Annotated in this window: 14 protein-coding genes; 11 read left to right on the top strand and 3 right to left on the bottom strand. The window is 64.9% G+C overall.

Annotated features, from left to right (window positions below):
* Positions 1-3: 3 nt before the first annotated feature.
* The 3 genes from EN786_RS07785 to EN786_RS07775 all read left to right on the top strand — a co-directional run bounded on the left by EN786_RS07785 (position 4) and on the right by EN786_RS07775 (position 4,478).
* A complete protein-coding gene (locus tag EN786_RS07785) occupies positions 4-1,170 on the top strand; it encodes a LysR substrate-binding domain-containing protein (RefSeq protein ID WP_127310623.1) in 1,167 nt (388 codons plus the stop codon).
* 91 nt (positions 1,171-1,261) lie between these two features.
* Positions 1,262-2,695 (top strand): APC family permease, encoded by a 1,434-nt coding sequence (locus tag EN786_RS07780; RefSeq protein ID WP_127310624.1) that lies wholly within the window; start codon positions 1,262-1,264, stop codon positions 2,693-2,695.
* A 157-nt stretch (positions 2,696-2,852) separates the two neighbouring features.
* Entirely contained in the window at positions 2,853-4,478 is a 1,626-nt protein-coding gene (locus EN786_RS07775; protein ID WP_127283385.1) for an AMP-binding protein, read from the top strand.
* A 96-nt stretch (positions 4,479-4,574) separates the two neighbouring features.
* Here EN786_RS07775 and EN786_RS07770 read toward each other — a convergent pair whose 3' ends face one another.
* Positions 4,575-5,474, bottom strand: coding sequence for a GNAT family N-acetyltransferase (locus EN786_RS07770; RefSeq protein WP_127283386.1), 900 nt, complete (start codon positions 5,472-5,474; stop codon positions 4,575-4,577).
* A 227-nt stretch (positions 5,475-5,701) separates the two neighbouring features.
* Between EN786_RS07770 and argE the strand changes: the two genes are divergently transcribed.
* From argE to EN786_RS07740, 6 genes are all read left to right on the top strand, one after another.
* Positions 5,702-6,826 carry an acetylornithine deacetylase gene (argE, locus tag EN786_RS07765; RefSeq protein WP_127283387.1) on the top strand — a complete coding sequence of 375 codons (1,125 nt, stop codon included), beginning with the start codon at positions 5,702-5,704 and terminating at the stop codon, positions 6,824-6,826.
* Positions 6,827-6,838: 12 nt separating this feature from the next.
* Positions 6,839-7,762, top strand: a complete 924-nt coding sequence (locus tag EN786_RS07760) for a glyoxylate/hydroxypyruvate reductase A (protein WP_135908132.1) — start codon at positions 6,839-6,841, stop codon at positions 7,760-7,762.
* Between the two features lie 24 nt (positions 7,763-7,786).
* Positions 7,787-8,140 (top strand): cupin domain-containing protein, encoded by a 354-nt coding sequence (locus EN786_RS07755; RefSeq protein ID WP_127311749.1) that lies wholly within the window; start codon positions 7,787-7,789, stop codon positions 8,138-8,140.
* Positions 8,141-8,287: 147 nt separating this feature from the next.
* Complete coding sequence (locus tag EN786_RS07750; protein ID WP_127283390.1) at positions 8,288-9,751, top strand: aldehyde dehydrogenase family protein; 1,464 nt, start codon at positions 8,288-8,290, stop codon at positions 9,749-9,751.
* Positions 9,752-9,761: 10 nt separating this feature from the next.
* Positions 9,762-10,805, top strand: a complete 1,044-nt coding sequence (locus EN786_RS07745; protein WP_127283391.1) for a tartrate dehydrogenase — start codon at positions 9,762-9,764, stop codon at positions 10,803-10,805.
* A 17-nt stretch (positions 10,806-10,822) separates the two neighbouring features.
* Positions 10,823-12,280: an NAD-dependent succinate-semialdehyde dehydrogenase gene (locus tag EN786_RS07740; RefSeq protein ID WP_127283392.1), complete on the top strand. Its 1,458-nt coding sequence runs from the start codon at positions 10,823-10,825 to the stop codon at positions 12,278-12,280.
* Positions 12,281-12,370: 90 nt separating this feature from the next.
* Here EN786_RS07740 and EN786_RS07735 read toward each other — a convergent pair whose 3' ends face one another.
* Both EN786_RS07735 and EN786_RS07730 read right to left on the bottom strand, forming a co-directional pair.
* The gene (locus EN786_RS07735; protein WP_127283393.1) at positions 12,371-13,645 is read right to left on the bottom strand and encodes an FAD-binding oxidoreductase; all 1,275 of its coding nucleotides are present in this window, start codon (positions 13,643-13,645) and stop codon (positions 12,371-12,373) included.
* Positions 13,646-13,662: 17 nt separating this feature from the next.
* Positions 13,663-14,331: a haloacid dehalogenase type II gene (locus EN786_RS07730; protein WP_127283394.1), complete on the bottom strand. Its 669-nt coding sequence runs from the start codon at positions 14,329-14,331 to the stop codon at positions 13,663-13,665.
* A gap of 321 nt (positions 14,332-14,652) precedes the next feature.
* Between EN786_RS07730 and EN786_RS07725 the strand changes: the two genes are divergently transcribed.
* Together EN786_RS07725 and EN786_RS07720 are read left to right on the top strand one after the other, a co-directional pair.
* Complete coding sequence (locus tag EN786_RS07725) at positions 14,653-15,492, top strand: GNAT family N-acetyltransferase (protein WP_127283395.1); 840 nt, start codon at positions 14,653-14,655, stop codon at positions 15,490-15,492.
* 10 nt (positions 15,493-15,502) lie between these two features.
* Positions 15,503-16,879, top strand: coding sequence for an aspartate aminotransferase family protein (locus tag EN786_RS07720; RefSeq protein WP_127283396.1), 1,377 nt, complete (start codon positions 15,503-15,505; stop codon positions 16,877-16,879).
* Positions 16,880-17,011: the final 132 nt, after the last annotated feature.

The raw sequence follows: 17,011 nt of genomic DNA, 5'->3' as shown, positions 1-17,011 counted from the left end.
ACCATGGATGCCGATCTGCGCGCCCGTTTCATCGAAGGCATGAGCCGCGTGGCCGCCGCCGTCACCGTGGTGACCACGGACGGCGAGGCAGGTCGTTTCGGCGTGACCGTTTCATCGATGACGTCGGTGTCCGCCGACACCAGCCGGCCTTCATTGCTGATCAGCGTCCATCACCTCAGCCCCGCATGCGAGGCGATCAAGAAGAACAGGCGGTTCTGCGCCAACGTGCTCAGCGGCAACCAGAGTTTCGTCTCGGATCTCTTCTCCGGCCGCCTCAAGCATTTGAACCAGGACCGGTTCGGCGCGATCGCTTGGCATCCCGGCGCGACCGGCGCGCCGATCATCGATGGCGCTGTCGTTTCTCTCGACTGCGAACTCAAGACGGCGCTGATGTGGGGAACCCATTTCCTCTTTATCGGCGAGGCCGAGACCATCGACCTTTCGGCGCAGCGCTCGCCGCTGGTCTACGGCAATCGCGGCTACCGGCGCGCCATCCCGATCATGCCGGATGACCATCGACCGCCACACCCGGAGAACCATCTCAGCATCGGCTTCTTCATCACGCTTGGACCGCAATTCGTGCCGGACCTCGTCGCCGGCTTCGCCAGCCAGCAGCCGGATGTCGACATCCGCCTTCTGGAAGCCGACCATGACGATCTCATCGAGCAGATGCGGGCCGGCAGGATCGAGGCAGCGATCACTTTCGGGGCGGTGAACGAAGCTGACCTCGATGCCGAACTGGTCTGCCCTCCGGCTCCGCATGTGCTGTTGAACGCCAGCCACGCATTAGCCGGCAGATCCAGTCTGCGGCTAAGCGATTTGGCTGAACTGCCCATGATCCTGCTGGATTATCCCTCGGTGCGCTCGGCCACGGACACCCTGTTCAAGCGCGGCGGGCTGCAACCGCACATCCGCTTCCAGTCGCCTTCCTTCGCCATGGTGCGCGGCCTGGTCGCGCAGGGTCTTGGATATTCGATCGTCCCGCAGGCGCCGCAGGCCAGGACCGCGCCCGACGGCAAGGAGATCCTCGCCATACCGCTGGACGAGGACTTCCCGGAAGGGGCGGTCGTGGCGATCACGCCACGCGGCAACGGCCGCAGCGAATGGGTCGGGCAGTTTCTGGCCAAATGCCGGCGGTCCTTCGGGCATGCCGCCAGCGGAGGGGGATGACGGCCGGACGAAACGGGCACGCGGTAACAGACACCAACAAACAATGGACCGGTCAATCGGCCGTGGGGAACAGAGAGGGAGAACGACAGATATGAGTACCGCAGGAAGCAATCAACTTCGCAGGAATTCGCTAGGCCTGATCGCCGTGACCTTCATGGTGATCTCGGCGGCCGCCCCGCTCACAGGCGTGGCCGGCGCGATGCCGCTGGCGTTCATGCTTGGCAATGGCGCCGGTATTCCAGCGACCTTCATTTTCGTGACGCTGGTAATGCTCGCTTTTTCGGCCGGTTACGTGGCCATGTCGCGGCATGTCACCAATGCTGGCGCCTTCTACGCCTATGCCGCGCGCGGTCTCGGCGGGCGCTCCGCCGGCGCCGTGGCGCTCGTGGCCCTGGTCGCCTACAACGCCATGCAGTTCGGACTGATCGGTCTGCTGGGCGGAATCGCCTCCGGGGTCTTCAGCGAGCTCGGACTGGTCCTGCCTTGGTGGGGGTGGAGCCTGATCGCCGTCGTCCTGGTCGCCATTTTGGGCTACCGGCAGGTGGACCTGTCGGCAAAAGTTCTCGTCGTGGCCGTCGCGCTCGAATATCTGATTGTTCTGATCGTCGACTTTGCCATCCTCGGCAAGGGCGGCGACCACGGGCTGGCGCTGAACGTGTTCGATCCCGCCGCGATGTTTTCGGGTTCGCTGACCGCTGCGATCCTGTTTTGCCTGGGCTCCTTCATCGGCTTCGAGGCAACCACGATCTATGCCGAGGAAGCCCGAGACCCGGAAAAGACCATTCCGCGCGCCACTTATCTTTCGGTGCTGATGATCGGCATATTCTTCGTGTTCACCACCTGGCTGATGATCGTTGGCATAGGCGCCGACAAACTGGTCCCGACCATCCAGGGCTATGGCGATCCATCAGCGCTCTTCTTCGATCTGGCGGGGCGCTATGTCGGCGGGCCGATACCGACGATTGCCGGTATCTTGCTCGTATCGAGCCTCTTTGCCGCGTTGTCGGCCTTCCACAACTACATCGCCCGATACAGCTACGTGGCAGGACGCGAGGGCCTGTTGCCCGCCGCCTTCGGGCGCACCCATGCAGATCACCAGAGCCCCCACATCGGCTCGGTCGTGCAGACGATCGGCGCCCTGATTGTGCTGGCGATCTTTGCCGGCCTCGGGCTCGATCCGGTGCTCAACATGTTCACCTGGATCAGCCAGGTCGGAACGCTCGGCGTGCTCGGCATGATGACCGTCACCTCGCTCTCGGTGATCGTCTTCTTCCGCAACAAGCAGGCTGGCGCGCCGGCGCTGTCGACTGTGGTCCTGCCTGCCTTGTCGGGGCTGATCATGGCGGCCCTGTTCGTCTACATCTTCCTGCATTTTGGCGACCTCACCGGCACCACCGGCGGCGCGCTAGGGGTCATCCTGCCGGCATTGATCCCGGCCGCCGCCGTGGTCGGATATGGGCTGTCGCTGCGACTGGAGAGGGCAGATCCGGCCCGCTTCGCCCGCATGGGTGAAAATCAGGCCTGATATTGATGCCTATGCGGAAGCGTGCGTGGTCGCGCTTCCGCCAGCAAACGGAAGTGATATCGGCGCCAAACATTTTAAGCTTTAAACAACTGGACTCCTGTGCCACCGTCGGCTGGTCGTTTCCATTGCACATTTCACGACGGGTGGAGGTTTGCGAATGCTTGGCCGGTCTGCACATGTCGATACGTTCGCGCGTGACAATCTTCCGCCCGTCGATCAATGGCCGGACCTTCCGCTCGATGGGTTCGACTATCCGGAGCATCTCAATGCCGCGGTAGAGCTGACCGATCGGCAGGTCGAGCGCGGCTTCGGTGATCATGTAGCGCTGATCGGCAACGGTCGCCGCAGGACCTACAAGGAACTGTCCGACTGGACCAACCGCCTGGCGCACGCGCTCGTCGAGAACTACGGCCTGCGGCCGGGCAACCGCGTGCTGATCCGTTCAGCCAACAACCCGGCAATGGTGGCGTGCTGGCTGGCCGCTACCAAGGCAGGCGCGGTCGTGGTCAACACCATGCCGATGCTGCGATCAGGCGAACTGTCACAGATCGTAGACAAGGCCAAGATCACGCTTGCGCTATGCGACACGCGGCTGATGGACGAGATGGTGGCTTGCGCCAAGGACAGCCGCTTCCTCAAGCAGGTCGTCGGCTTCGATGGCACGGCCAATCACGACGCAGAGCTCGACCGCGCGGCCCTCGACAAGCCGGTCGTATTCGATGCCGTGGAGACCGGTCGCGACGACGTGGCCCTGCTTGGGTTCACGTCGGGCACCACCGGCTCGCCAAAGGCGACGATGCATTTTCATCGGGACCTGCTGATCATCGCCGACGGTTATGCGCGCGACGTCCTGCAGGTCACGCCCGAGGACATTTTCGTCGGCTCGCCGCCGATCGCCTTCACCTTCGGCCTCGGCGGACTTGCCATCTTCCCGCTCCGCTTCGGCGCCACGGCGACGCTGCTGGAGCACGCCTCTCCGGCCAACATGATCGAGATCATCGAGAGATATGGCGCGACCATCGTGTTCACGGCTCCGACGGCCTACCGGGCGATGATCGCCGCGCTCGACGAAGGGGCCAATCTTACGTCGCTTCGGATCGCGGTTTCTGCCGGTGAAACCCTTCCCGCGCCGGTGTTCGAGGCCTGGGTGCAGCGGACTGGCAAGCCGATTGTGGACGGCATCGGCGCAACCGAGATGCTGCACATCTTCATATCCAACCGGCTGGACGATCTCGCGCCGGGCAGGACCGGGCGTCCGGTTGCCGGCTACGAGGCCCGGATCGTGGATGCCGATATGAACGAGTTACCGCGTGGCGAGGTCGGCCGGCTAGCCGTCCGTGGCCCGACGGGCTGCCGCTACCTGAATGATCCCCGGCAGAAGGACTATGTGCGCGACGGTTGGAACCTGACAGGGGACTCGTTCTTCCGGGATGAGGAGGGTTATTTCCATTTCGCCGCCCGCTCGGACGACATGATAATTTCCTCAGGCTACAACATCGCTGGTCCCGAAGTTGAGGCGGCCTTGCTTTCCCACCCCCATGTCAAGGAATGCGCTGTCGTCGGCGTCCCGGACATCGGTCGTGGGCAGATCGTGGAGGCGCATGTCGTCCTGATCGACGGGATCGACCCGGGTGAGTTGGAGCAACGCCTCTTGCAGGATCATGTCAAAGCCACCATCGCGCCCTACAAATATCCGCGTTCGATCAAGTTCACCGATGCGCTTCCAAAGACGCAGACTGGCAAGATCCAGCGGTTCAAGCTGAAAGTGCATACTTGCACCTGAGCGCAGCATGCTCAGGTGCCAGCCTAGGCTGAAGGAAGTCGCTCGGTGTTTTTCTGGTGGCGGCCGAGGCCTCGACCAGTCGACGAAAACAACGAACTACCCGAGGGTTTGGCTCGCCAGGGCATAGGTCTTCGGCATAGCCGGGTCACCGGCAGCATAATCGGCGAGGCGCTTGCCCAGCGACATGGTCAGCACCGTGTCGAAGACCGGCATTCCGCTGTGCGACAGGAGGGCAGCGAAGTCGCCATTGTCCACATGCGTGTCGATCCTGAGGAAAGACCCCGAATGGTCGGCCACGTGCGGCCGGACGACCGCCACGGCGTCGGCGTCGCTTTCCGCCACGACCGGCCCCACGACATGGCCCCGCCCGAACGGGCGGCAGAGCGCGAAGGCTTTCAGCCTGTCGCCTTTGAAAAGGCCATAGCCGGCCGAGTGCGCGAAGAGCTTTTCGATGAGCGCCGCCCGCCTGACGCCAAATCCCGCCCCATCGAGCATGATCGCCGCGGGAATGTCGCCTTCACCCAAAGTCCGGACATCGCCCCTGGCTGCCAGCCTACCCGTCCCCTCCGCACGAACGACACCCTGGCATTGGTAGACTGTCTTCTCCGGCTGGAAGTCGAGCGAAAGATAGAGCCGTCTTGCCGCTCGGGTTGCATTGAGGCGTAGGTCGCGCCCGGCGACCTTCTCGAAGACCCGCTTCATCAGCCATTGCCCGGCTCCGAGCGTCTGCAGTCGCGGCGAGGTGATGACCATTCCCACGGTCGCGAAGTCGGCGCCATGCTCGAACCACATGGCCGAACCGAGAACGCGGCCAATCTCATCGAGCGCCACGAAGCCGCGTCCCGATTCGCGCAGGAACTGCCAGTCTTCGGCCCGGTGCGGCCATCCCACGGACAGGGAGTGCGCGTGCAACCGGTCGAGTTCGATGCCCTCGATGTCGCCGATGCGCATCGAGAAGGTATCGATTTTCAAGCTTCCGGACGGCTTCAAGTCCATGCCCCTGAAAGATTGCCGCACTAGAGGGTGACGCCCTCTCCCCGCCAACGCTAAACAAGCAGACCGGTAGGATTTGCTCGAAAGCCGGGCGCCAACGCTAGATTCAACTGAAACACTTCCGCTTTCGGCACGCAATCGCGAAAGAACGCGCACATCCTCTCCCGAAATCTAGCAGCATACGGTCGTCGGCACCGATCCCGGCGACCCGAAGTGTCTTAAGGGTTGGAATGGACGTCTTCGACATCCTCGACCGTCTCGTCGCCTTTCCATCGGTCGCCGGCAAACCGAACGGCGACATCGCCAGCTGGATCGCGGCCCATCTTGCGCAACACGGGGCGCAGGTCACCCTGCTTCCGGGGCCGGAAGGCGACCGTTCCAACCTGTTCGCGACGATCGGCCCCACCGATGTCCCGGGCTACATCCTGTCCGGCCACATGGACGTCGTCCCGGCCGGCGAGCCGCAATGGTGCTCGGCCCCTTTCGCGCTGCGCCGGGAGGGCGAGCATCTCTACGGGCGTGGCACCACGGACATGAAGGGGTTCCTTGCCGCCGCGCTGGCGGCTGTGCCTCACCTGACAGAACTGCGCCTGGCCAGACCGATCCACCTCGCCTTCTCCTACGACGAGGAGGTCGGATGCCGCGGCGTGCCGCATTTGATCGCCCGCCTTCCCGAACTTTGCGCGAAACCGCTCGGCGTCATCGTCGGCGAGCCGAGCGGCATGCGCGCCGTGCGCGGCCACAAGGGCAAGGCGGCGGCTCGGGTGACGGTCAACGGGCGGTCCGGCCATTCGTCGCGGCCCGATCTCGGGCTCAACGCCATCCATGCCATGGCCGCTGCGCTGGGCGCGGCCGTCAGCGAAGCCGAGCGGCTGACGTGCGGTCCGTTCGACCCCGCCTTCGAGCCGCCCTATTCCTCGCTGCAGGCGGGCGTGGTGACGGGTGGGCAGTCGGTCAACATCATTCCAGACACCTGCACGCTGGACCTGGAGGCCCGCGCCATACCCGGCGTCGACCCGGCCAGCCTGCTCGCGCCGGTCAGGGCGCGAGCCGAAGCCCTTGCGGTCGACGGCTTTCGGATCGAGTGGACGCCGATGAGCGCCTATCCGGCGCTGTCGCTGCCGCAGGACTCGAGCCTGGCGGCACTGTTGGCCGAGCTGACCGGCGAAGCGCCGCTTGCCGCCGTCAGCTACGGCACGGAGGCCGGTCTCTACCAGGCCGCCGGCTTCGATGCGATCATCTGCGGCCCGGGCGACATAGGTCGCGCCCACAAGCCCGACGAATACATCCTCGCCAGCGAGCTCGCCGCCTGCCAGCGATTGATCGAGGCGCTGGGCGCCCGCTGCGCGGCTTGAAGGGGACCCGGGATGACCTTCCTGTTCAATTCCGATGCGCGCCGCGGCGCGGTCTTCGCAGAGGCCTTCGCCGAGGAACTGCCGGACATCCCCTTCACGACGAATGCAGCAACAGTCGATCCCGACGCCGTACGCTATCTCATCACCTGGACTGCGCCGGAAGACCTCGCGCGCTACAGGAACCTGGAGATCCTGTTTTCCATCGGCGCCGGCGTAGACCAGTTCCGCCTCGATAGAGTGCCGGAACAGGTGAAGATTGTGCGTACGATCGAGGAAGGCATCGTGCGCATGATGCAGGAATATGCGACGCTTGCCGTGCTTGCGCTCCACCGCAACCTCCCTGGATATCTGGCACAGCAACGCGCCGGCGAATGGCGCGACATACCGCAGCTTCAGGCCGCCTCGCGCCGGATCGGCGTGCTCGGCCTCGGGCAGCTCGGCCAGGCCGTCCTCGACCGGTTGAAGCCGTTCGGCTTTCCGCTTGCCGGTTGGAGCCGCTCGCCGCGGCGGATCGAGGGCGTGACCTGTCACGATGGACGGCACGGGCTGCAGGAGATGCTTGCGGCCAGCGACATTCTGGTCTGCCTGCTGCCGCTGACCGAGGAGACGCGCGGTTTCCTCGATGCCGAGCTGTTCGCGAAGCTGCCCAAGGGCGCGGCGCTCGTCCACGCCGGTCGGGGGCCGCAACTCGACCACGAAGCGCTTGTCGCCGCGCTCGACAGCGGCCGCCTCTCGGCAGCGATGATCGATGTCACCGATCCCGAGCCTCTGCCCTCGGGCCATCCATTCTGGTCGCATCCGAAGATCATCCTGACACCGCATGTCGCCAGCGTCACCCAGCCGGCGACCGCTGCGCGCGCCGTCATCGACAACATCAAGCGCCACCGCGCCGGGCTCGATCCGATCGGGCTCGTCGACCGGTCGCGCGGCTATTGAAGCTCCAACCTGAAAGGTCATTCCTTGTCCCTGCTGAAGACCCTCGATACCGACCCGTCCTCCCCGCCACGCCAGTCCAAGGCGTCGCCCGAGCGGCTGATTGCCGGCGACCCCGCCTTCAAGACCTGGGCGCAGGACGCGGCCAAGGACGACCTCGTCCATACTGGCGTCTGGGAGGCGACGCCGGGGGAGACGCGCTCGATCAAGGGAGAGACTTTCGAGTTCTGCCACATCCTGTCTGGCGTGATCGAGATCACGCCGGACGGCGGCGAGCCGGTGACCTACGGCGCCGGCGACAGCTTCGTCATGAAGCCGGGCTTCACCGGCGTCTGGAAGACGATCGAAACGGTGCGCAAGATCTACGTGACGGTCGGGTGAACGATCGGCGCGGTTGCAAGCGGCAGCGACAGATTTTGCCGTCCCGCGCGACACGCACGCAACAATCATCCGCCGCGGTTCGTCGAACGACGCATGCTGCTTGCCCGCGCGCGCTAGGCTGCTTCCAACGCTGCTAAGTGGTTGCCCATGAGCCTGAGCTTCGATCCGAACACAATTCCCCTTCCCGTCGGCCATTTTGTCGGCGGGGAAATGATCGCGGCCGAGGGCGCGATCGAGATGCGCCGCCCGTCCGACGGCAAGGAATATGCCGCCTGCCCGGTGGCCGGCGCCGACATGATCGACCGTGCGGTGGAGAGCGCCAAGACGGCGCTCAAGGCCAGCAACTGGGGCGGCGTCCGGCCGCGCGAGCGCACCAGGGCGCTGCAGGCCTGGGCCGACCTGATCGAGGCCGAAGCCGCAACGCTGGCCAGGATCGAGGCGCTGTGCTCCACCCGCCCGGTCGGCCAGCTCGTTGCCGGCGACATCGCGGTGACCGCCGAGCAGATCCGCTTCTTTGCCGAATTCGCCGACAAGGAAGGCAGCGAGCTCGTGCCGACCGACGACGCCAGTCTCGGCATGATCATGAGCGAGCCCTATGGCGTGGTCGGCGCGATCACGCCCTGGAATTTTCCCATCTCGATGGCCGGATGGAAGCTTGGCCCGGCGCTGGCCGCGGGCAATGCGGTGGTGCTGAAGCCGTCGGAAATGACACCCTTTTCGGCTGTCTGCATGGCGCAACTCGCCGTCAGGGCGGGTCTGCCGGCAGGGCTCATAAACGTGGTGCTGGGAGACGGTCCGACGACCGGAACGGCGCTGACCGGCCATCCCGAGATCGCCAAGGTCAGCTTCACCGGCTCGACTCGCGCCGGCTCGGCGATCATGGAGAACGTCGCTCGCACCGGCGTCAAGCCGATGACGCTGGAGCTTGGCGGCAAGAGCCCGCAGCTCGTCTTTGCCGATGCCGATCTGGACAAGGCGGCGACGGCGATCGCCGGCAGCGTCACCTTCAACGCCGGCCAGGCCTGCGTCGCCGGCACCCGGCTGATCGTCGAGAAGAGCGTCGCCGACAGGCTGACGACCGCGATCCTGGAGAAGATGAAGGCCGTGCGGCCTGGCCCGACCTGGGACGAGGCGACGCATTATTCGCCGATCATCTCGGAACGGCAGCGGGCGCGTGTCGACAGCATTGTGCGGGCTGCGGTGGCGGCAGGCGGCGAATGCCTGACCGGCGGCGCCGCCATGGATAGCCGCGGCTATTTCTACGCGCCGACACTGATCGCCAATGTAGATCAGTCCAATCCCGCGATCGTCGAGGAGATCTTCGGCCCGGTGCTCACCGTCCAGACCTTCGAGACCGAGGACGAGGCGCTGGCGCTGTCCAGCCATCCTACCTACGGGCTGGCTTCCGGCCTGTTCACTTCCGATCTATCGCGTACGATCCGTTTGGCGCGCAAGCTCGAAGCGGGCACGGTCTGGGTCAACCGCTACAGCCGCTCGCGCGACCACATCCTGCCGACCGGCGGCTACAAGCGCTCCGGCATCGGCAAGGACCTTGGCCGCGACGCCTATCTGGCCAACCGCAGGACCAAGAGCGTCCTGGTCAGCGTATGAAGGGATGCCGATGAAATCCTACTCGATCGCCCTGATCCCCGGTGACGGCATCGGCCGCGATGTCACCGCCGCCGCCTGGACGGTGCTGGAAACCGTCGCCAAGCAGGACGGCTTTGCCCTGACGGGCACCGAGTTCCCCTGGTCCTGCCGCTTCTACAAGGAGACCGGCCGCATGATGCCCGAGGATGGCATCGAGACCTTGCGCGGCTTCGACGCCATCCTTCTCGGCGCGGTCGGCTGGCCGGCGGAGGTGCCGGATTCGGTCTCGCTGCACGGCCTGCTGCTGCCGATCCGCAAGGCATTCGTGCAATATGCCAACATCCGGCCACACCGCCTGCTGCCTGGGGTCACGGGACCGCTGCGAGCGGAAGGTTTCGACATCCTGTGCATCCGTGAGAACACCGAGGGCGAATATTCCGGCGCCGGCGGGCGTGTGCACCAGGGCACTTTGGACGAGGTCGCGGTGGAGACATCGATCTTCACCCGCGCCGGCGTCGAGCGCATCCTGCGCTTCGGCTTCGAGCAGGCGCGATCACGGCGGGGCAAACTTGCTTCCGTCACCAAGTCCAACGCCCAGAAATACTCGATGGTGTTCTGGGACGAGGTCACCCGCAAGCTTGCGGGGGATTATCCGGACGTCGAGGTGACCAGCTATCATGTCGATGCGCTCGCGGCGCGCATGATCATGGCGCCGGAGAGCCTCGACGTGCTCGTCGCTTCCAACCTGTTCGGCGACATCCTGACCGACATCGGCGCGGCGATCCAGGGCGGGCTCGGCTATGCCGCCTCCGCCAACATCAATCCCGACCGTTCGGCGCCGTCCATGTTCGAGCCGGTGCACGGCTCGGCGCCCGACATCGCCCATCTCGGCATCGCCAACCCGATCGCCACCATCTGGTCCGGCGCCATGATGCTCGATCATCTCGGCGAAAAGGCTGCCGCCGGCCGCGTCATGAAGGCGCTCGAGGCGACAACCGCGCGAGGCATTGGAACCACCCCCGGCAAGGATCGCACACAAGCCATCACCGCTGCCGTCGTCGCGGCGCTCACCTGATTGCAAGGTCGTTTTCGATGAGAAACCTGAAAGACAAAAGCCTCTTCCGCGAAGCCGGTTTTATCGGCGGCGAATGGGTCATCGCCGACTCCGGCAAGACGGTCGATGTCATCGATCCGGCGACCCAGGCCGCGATCGGCACCGTGCCCGACATGGCCGCTCCGCAGACCCGCGCGGCCATAGACGCCGCGGCTGCTGCCTATGGGGATTGGAGGAAGAAAACCAACGCCGAGCGCGCTGCCCTCCTGGAGGCCTGGCATGGGCTGATGCTGGCGCATCTGGACGATCTTGCGCTGATCCTGACGACGGAACAGGGCAAGCCGCTGGACGAGGCCAAAGGCGAGATCCGCTACGGCGCGTCCTTCGTCAAATGGTTCGCCGAGGAGGCACGCCGCATCAACGGCCACACCATCCCCTCGCCGACGCAAGACCGGCGCATCATCGTGCTGAAGGAGCCGGTCGGCGTGTGCGGCATCATCACGCCGTGGAATTTTCCCAATGCGATGATCACCCGCAAGGTCGCGCCGGCGCTGGCCGCCGGCTGCACGGTGGTCATCAAGCCATCGGAGTTCACGCCCTATTCGGCGCTGGCGCTAGGCGTGCTCGCCGAACGTGCGGGCATCCCCGCCGGCGTCATCAACATCGTCACCGGCGTGCCGGCCGATATCGGCAACGAGATCATGGCGAATGAGACCGTGCGCAAGATCTCCTTTACCGGCTCGACGCGGGTCGGCTCGCTGCTGATGCGCGGCGCGGCCGACAGCGTGAAGCGGCTCAGCCTAGAACTTGGCGGCAACGCGCCCTTCATCGTCTTCGACGACGCCGACCTCGATCTCGCCGTCGAGGGCGCGCTGGTCTCAAAATTCCGCAATGGCGGCCAGACCTGCGTTTGCGCCAACCGCATCATCGTCCAGGCCGGTGTCTACGAGACCTTCGCCGCGAAGCTCTCCGCCCGTGTCAACGCCATGAAGGTCGGGCCGGGCACCGAACCCGGCATCGCCATCGGGCCGATGATCAACATGGCGGCGGTCGATAAGATCAACCGTCACGTCGAGGACGCGCTAGCCAAGGGTGCGGCGATCATCACCGAAAAGCCGGCGCTACCGGTCGGTCACCAGTATGTCGCGCCACTGGTGCTGACCGGCGCCACGAAAGACATGCAGCTTGCCGGCGAGGAAACCTTCGGCCCGGTCGCGCCGCTTTTCCGCTTCGAGACGGAGGAAGAGGCGATCTCGCTGGCCAACGGCACGCCTTACGGGCTTGCTTCCTACTTCTACACCGAGAATTTGAAACGCGCCTGGCGTGTCGGCGAGGCGCTGGAGTTCGGCATGGTGGGGCTCAACACCGGCTCGGTCTCGATGGAAGTGGCTCCCTTCGGCGGCGTCAAGCAGTCCGGTCTTGGGCGCGAAGGTGCCCAGGCCGGCATCGAGGAATATCTCGAGATGAAGAGTTTTCATATGGGAATAGGGGAGTAAGGCAGTAGGGAATGAGCGCCTGTACCCTACTCCCCTACTCCCCTACTCCCCTACTCCCCTACTCCCCTACTCCCCTACTCCCCTACTGCCTCACTGAATCCGGTCAAGCGCCTTGTAGTAGAGGCCGACCATCGGCAGGAACCAGGGCTTGCCGGAATAGCCGGGGATGGAAGGCCACTCGAGCCCTTTCAGCGGATTGCGGTCCTCGCGGCCGAGCATGGCATCGGCCAATATCATGCCGAGATGAGTGGAAAGTTGCGCGCCGTGGCCGGAATAGCCCATCGCGTACCAGACGCCGCCATTGTATCCGGCGCGCGGAAAACGGTCCTTGGTCATATCGACCAGCCCGCCCCAGCAATAGTCGATCTCGACCTTGGCAAGTTGCGGGAAGATCGCGGCGAGGCCTGCTCGCAATATCTCTCCGCTTTTGGCGTCGGAGCGCTGATCCGACGTTGCAGAGAAGCGCGCGCGGCCGCCGAAGATCAGGCGCTTGTCCGGCGAAAGCCGGAAGTAGTTGCCGATGTTCATCGAGGTCACGCATGTCCGGTTGCCCGGCATGGTCGTGGCGATCTCGGCATCGCTTAACGGCCGCGTAGCAATGATGAAGCTGCCGACGGAGATGATCCTGCGACGGAAATAACCGAAATTCGGCGTGGTGTAGGCACCGGTCGCCACCAACACATTGTCGGCGCTGATCCGGCCGCGCGAAGTGGTCAGCTCATGCCTGCTGCCGGTCTGCTTGCGGTCCGTCACCCTGGTGTTCTCGTGGATCACGGCGCCGTGGCGGGCGGCGGCCGTGGCCAGGCCTGCCACATAGCGGCCCATATGCATCATGGCGCTCTTCTTCGACAGCATCGCGCCGTGGAAGGGCGAACCGATCTCGGACTTGAGCTCCCCCGCCGACAGCAGCGCCGTGTCCGGATCCACCTCGGCATGGACGGCCTCGAAGTTGCGGGCGATCGCATCGAAATGCTGCGGCTTGGAGGCGAGCTTCAGCTTGCCCGCGCGCCGGAAGTTGCAGTCGATGCTTTCCTCGGCGACCAGCGCCTCGATGGTATCGACGGAGTCGTCGAGCGCTCGGTACAGCGCGATTGCGCGTTCCTTGCCGATTTCCGCCTTGGCCGAGAGGAAGCTATGGGCGAGGCCATTGTTCAGGTGCCCGCCATTGCGCCCGGATGCGCCCCAGCCCACCCGCTCCGCCTCCAGCACCGCCACCTTCGCGCCGGCCTTCGCCAGTTGGCGCGCGGCGGCGAGACCGGTGAAGCCGCCGCCGACGATGGCGGCATCGTAATGACCCTCGACCGGGCCTTGCGCCGCGCCGGAAAAGTCGGGGGCGGTGTCGTGCCAGTAAGAGACGAACTTCATCGGCAATCCGCCCTGTTTCAGAGACCGACCACGCCTGGAAGACCCGAAATGTCTGATATCTCGACATAGCCGTAGTACGGGTTGGCCGGTTCGTGGCCGCGGTTGACCCAGACCTTGTTCTTGATGCCGAGATCATGCGCCGACATCAGGTCGTAGCGGAATGACGACGAGCAGTGAAGGATGTCCTCCGGACCGCAGCCCAGCCTGTCGAACATATATTCGAAGGCCTTGAAGCGCGGCTTGTAGGCCTGAGCCTGCTCGGCCGTGTAGACGGCATGGAACGGCGCGCCGAGCTTCTCGACGTTGGACATGATCTGCGCGTTCATGGCGTTGGACAGAATGACCAGCGGAATTTCCTTGGCGACTTTCGCCAGGCCGGCCGGAACGTCGGCATGCGGCCCCCAGGTCGGGACGCGCTCATAGACCATCTTCGCGTCGTCGGGGCTGAAGGCAACGCCGTTGCGCTTGCAGGAACGCTCGAGCGCGTTGTGGACGACATCGGCATAGGGCTTCCAGTCGCCCAGGATCTCGTCCAGCCGATACGCCGCGAAATTCTTGATGAACTCCTGCATGCGCGGCTCGTCGAGCCGGCTGCCGTAGAGGTCGCGTGCGGCTTCCGCCATCTGGAAATTGGTCAACGTGCCGTAGCAGTCGAAGGTGATGTATTTGGGCCTGAAGGAAGCCATGTCCGTCGATCTCCGGTGGAAGCACATCCGCGTTCGGATGAATTCATCATAGGACGGCAGAAGGCGGCCGACCTGACCGAAATCGGCGTCCCGAAAGCAGAAAGTTCCGTATCCGCCATCCGGTTTGGCACGCTGTAGCATCTGGTGTGGCGATTACGTCGTCGCGCGAGACGTGAAGCGCGTCCGCCGCGGCGGGCGCGCCAGCACAAGATGCGGCGCATGCCTCGCGCTACGGCGAAAGATACTGTCCAGGCCAAAACCTTCAGACGATCTGCGGCGCGCCGATGGCCGAGACTTGATCAGCAGACGAAAGGATGCCTCATGCAGCAGGGCGAGATCGAACTCCAGGCCTTCGGGCCGGACCATATCGAGGGTGCGGTAGCGCTTTCTCGCCAGGAGAATTGGCCGCATCGCGCGCAGGACTGGCAGATGGCGCTGCAGCTTTCGAGCGGCGCGGTCGCGCTCGACGACCAAGGGCGCGTTGCTGGAACCATCCTGGTAACGCCCTATGGCAATGACTGCGCCATGATCAACATGGTGATCGTCGACAGGAACGTGCGGGGCCAGGGGCTCGGGCGCCGGCTCATGGACCAGGCCATCGCGCTCGCAGGCGAGCGTCCGCTACGGCTGGTCGCGACGGCGGATGGCGAGCCGCTCTATGAAAAGCTTGGCTTCGTGCCCTCCGGTACGATCCTGCAGCATCAGGGGAAGGTGACGGAGCTTGACGCGCCCGACGGCGTTGAAGCCGCAAGCATTGGCGATCTGCCGGAAATCAAAGCGCTCGATCGCGACGCTTATGGCGCCGACCGGGAAGCCCTGATCGATGCGCTGGCCGAGCGCGGCCACTTCGCAATCATCCGCCGCAACGGCGCCATCGAGGCCTATGCCGCGATCCGTCCCTTCGGGCGCGGCGAGGTGATCGGCCCGGTCATCGCGGGAAGCGCCGAGGCCGCGAAAGACCTGATCAGCTTTTTCGCCGCGCCGCGCGGCGGCGCCTTCCTGCGCGTGGATACCGACAGCCGGACCGGTATCGATGGCTGGCTCACCGAAATCGGCCTCGTCCATGTCGGCGGCGGCGTGGCCATGGACCGTCCGCCCAAGCCGGGGTCGGAACCGGCCAGGCCAAAAGTTTACGCCCTCGCCAACCAGGCGCTCGGCTAGGAGGACAACAATGCTCGCCAATTCCCTGATCGAACTCGACCGCGCCCATCTCGTCCATCCGGTCTCCTCATACCGCGGCCATGAGGCGCTCGGCGTGCGTGTCCTGAAATCGGCCAAGGGCGCCACCGTGACCGAAGCATCCGGCCGGCAGTTGATCGACGGCTTCGCCGGCTTGTGGTGCGTCAATGCCGGCTACGGCCACGACAGCATCGTCGAGGCGGCGGCCCGGCAGATGCGCGAGCTGCCCTATGCCACCGCCTATTTCGACCTCGGCTCGGAGCCGGCCATTCGCCTCGCCTCGGAACTGGCCGAGCGCGCTCCGGGCGACCTCAATCACGTCTTCTTCACCCTCGGCGGCTCGGACGCGGTCGACAGCACCATCCGCTTCGTCCGTTACTACTGGAATGCCAGGGGCGAGCCGAAACGCGACCAGTTCATTTCCATCGAACAGGGTTATCACGGCTCATCGGTGGTCGGCGCTGGCCTGACCGCGCTGCCCGCCTTTCACGCCGGTTTCGGCATTCCCTTTGAATGGCAGCACAAGATCCCCTCGCCCTACCCTTATCGCAATCCGGTGGGCGAGGACGGCAACGCGATCATCGCCGCATCGCTCGCCGCGCTGAAGGCCAAGATCGAGGAGATCGGACCGGAGCGGGTCGCCGCCTTCTATGCCGAGCCGATCCAGGGCTCGGGCGGCGTCATCGTCCCGCCGAAGGGCTGGATCAAGGCGATACGCGAGCTCTGCCGGGAATACGGCATCCTGTTCATCGCTGACGAGGTGATCACCGGCTTCGGGCGCACGGGACCCCTGTTCGCTTGCACGGACGAGGACATCGTTCCCGATTTCATGACGACCGCGAAGGGGCTGACCTCCGGCTATGTCCCGATGGGCGCCGTGTTCATGGCCGATCATGTCTACGACATCATCGCCGACGGCGCGGGCGCCGCTGCTGTCGGCCACGGCTACACCTATTCGGCCCATCCCGTCAGCGCCGCCGTCGCGCTCGAGGTGCTGAAGCTCTATGAAGACGGCGGCCTTCTCGACAACGGCATCAAGGCCGGTGCCCGCCTGATGACAGGATTGGCAAGCCTGCGCGACCACCCGCTCGTCGGTGATGTGCGCGGTCGCGGCATGCTGGCCGCGATCGAGCTGGTGGTCGACAAGACGAAGAAAACACCGCTTCCGGCGTCGGCCATGCCGGCGCGGCGCGTCTTCGACCGGGCGTGGGACAACGGTCTCATCATCCGCGCCTTTGCCAACGGTGTCCTCGGCTATGCGCCGCCGCTCTGCTGCACCGACGGCGACGTCGACGCTATCATCGAGCGCACGCGCCTCACGCTCGACCAGACGCTGGACGATCCCGACGTCCGTCAGGCCCTGGCATGACGGGCGACGAATTTTTCGTATCTCGAAATATCGCCGGGGCAGACGATTTCGCAATTTTGTGCCGCCCCCTCACGCCTTTTCGGCGAATCCAGCGCGGGGGAAGTGCCAGACTGCTTATAAGACAAGGCCAGA

Source organism: Mesorhizobium sp. M4B.F.Ca.ET.143.01.1.1, assembly GCF_004792275.1.
GTDB lineage: Bacteria > Pseudomonadota > Alphaproteobacteria > Rhizobiales > Rhizobiaceae > Mesorhizobium > Mesorhizobium abyssinicae.
The sequence above is the reverse complement of the archived record's forward strand: the minus strand, read 5'-3'. Positions and strand labels throughout refer to the sequence as shown.

Excerpts from the sequence above, each read along its gene's own strand:
- EN786_RS07750 (WP_127283390.1), top strand. The coding sequence starts at position 8,288 with ATGAGCCTGAGCTTCGATCCGAACACAATTCCCCTTCCCGTCGGCCAT.
- EN786_RS07735 (WP_127283393.1), bottom strand. The coding sequence starts at position 13,645 with ATGAAGTTCGTCTCTTACTGGCACGACACCGCCCCCGACTTTTCCGGC.
- EN786_RS07785 (WP_127310623.1), top strand. The coding sequence starts at position 4 with ATGGATGCCGATCTGCGCGCCCGTTTCATCGAAGGCATGAGCCGCGTG.
- EN786_RS07725 (WP_127283395.1), top strand. The coding sequence starts at position 14,653 with ATGCAGCAGGGCGAGATCGAACTCCAGGCCTTCGGGCCGGACCATATC.
- EN786_RS07740 (WP_127283392.1), top strand. The coding sequence starts at position 10,823 with ATGAGAAACCTGAAAGACAAAAGCCTCTTCCGCGAAGCCGGTTTTATC.
- EN786_RS07745 (WP_127283391.1), top strand. The coding sequence starts at position 9,762 with ATGAAATCCTACTCGATCGCCCTGATCCCCGGTGACGGCATCGGCCGC.
- EN786_RS07760 (WP_135908132.1), top strand. The coding sequence starts at position 6,839 with ATGACCTTCCTGTTCAATTCCGATGCGCGCCGCGGCGCGGTCTTCGCA.
- EN786_RS07730 (WP_127283394.1), bottom strand. The coding sequence starts at position 14,331 with ATGGCTTCCTTCAGGCCCAAATACATCACCTTCGACTGCTACGGCACG.
- EN786_RS07775 (WP_127283385.1), top strand. The coding sequence starts at position 2,853 with ATGCTTGGCCGGTCTGCACATGTCGATACGTTCGCGCGTGACAATCTT.
- argE (WP_127283387.1), top strand. The coding sequence starts at position 5,702 with ATGGACGTCTTCGACATCCTCGACCGTCTCGTCGCCTTTCCATCGGTC.
- EN786_RS07780 (WP_127310624.1), top strand. The coding sequence starts at position 1,262 with ATGAGTACCGCAGGAAGCAATCAACTTCGCAGGAATTCGCTAGGCCTG.
- EN786_RS07770 (WP_127283386.1), bottom strand. The coding sequence starts at position 5,474 with ATGGACTTGAAGCCGTCCGGAAGCTTGAAAATCGATACCTTCTCGATG.
- EN786_RS07720 (WP_127283396.1), top strand. The coding sequence starts at position 15,503 with ATGCTCGCCAATTCCCTGATCGAACTCGACCGCGCCCATCTCGTCCAT.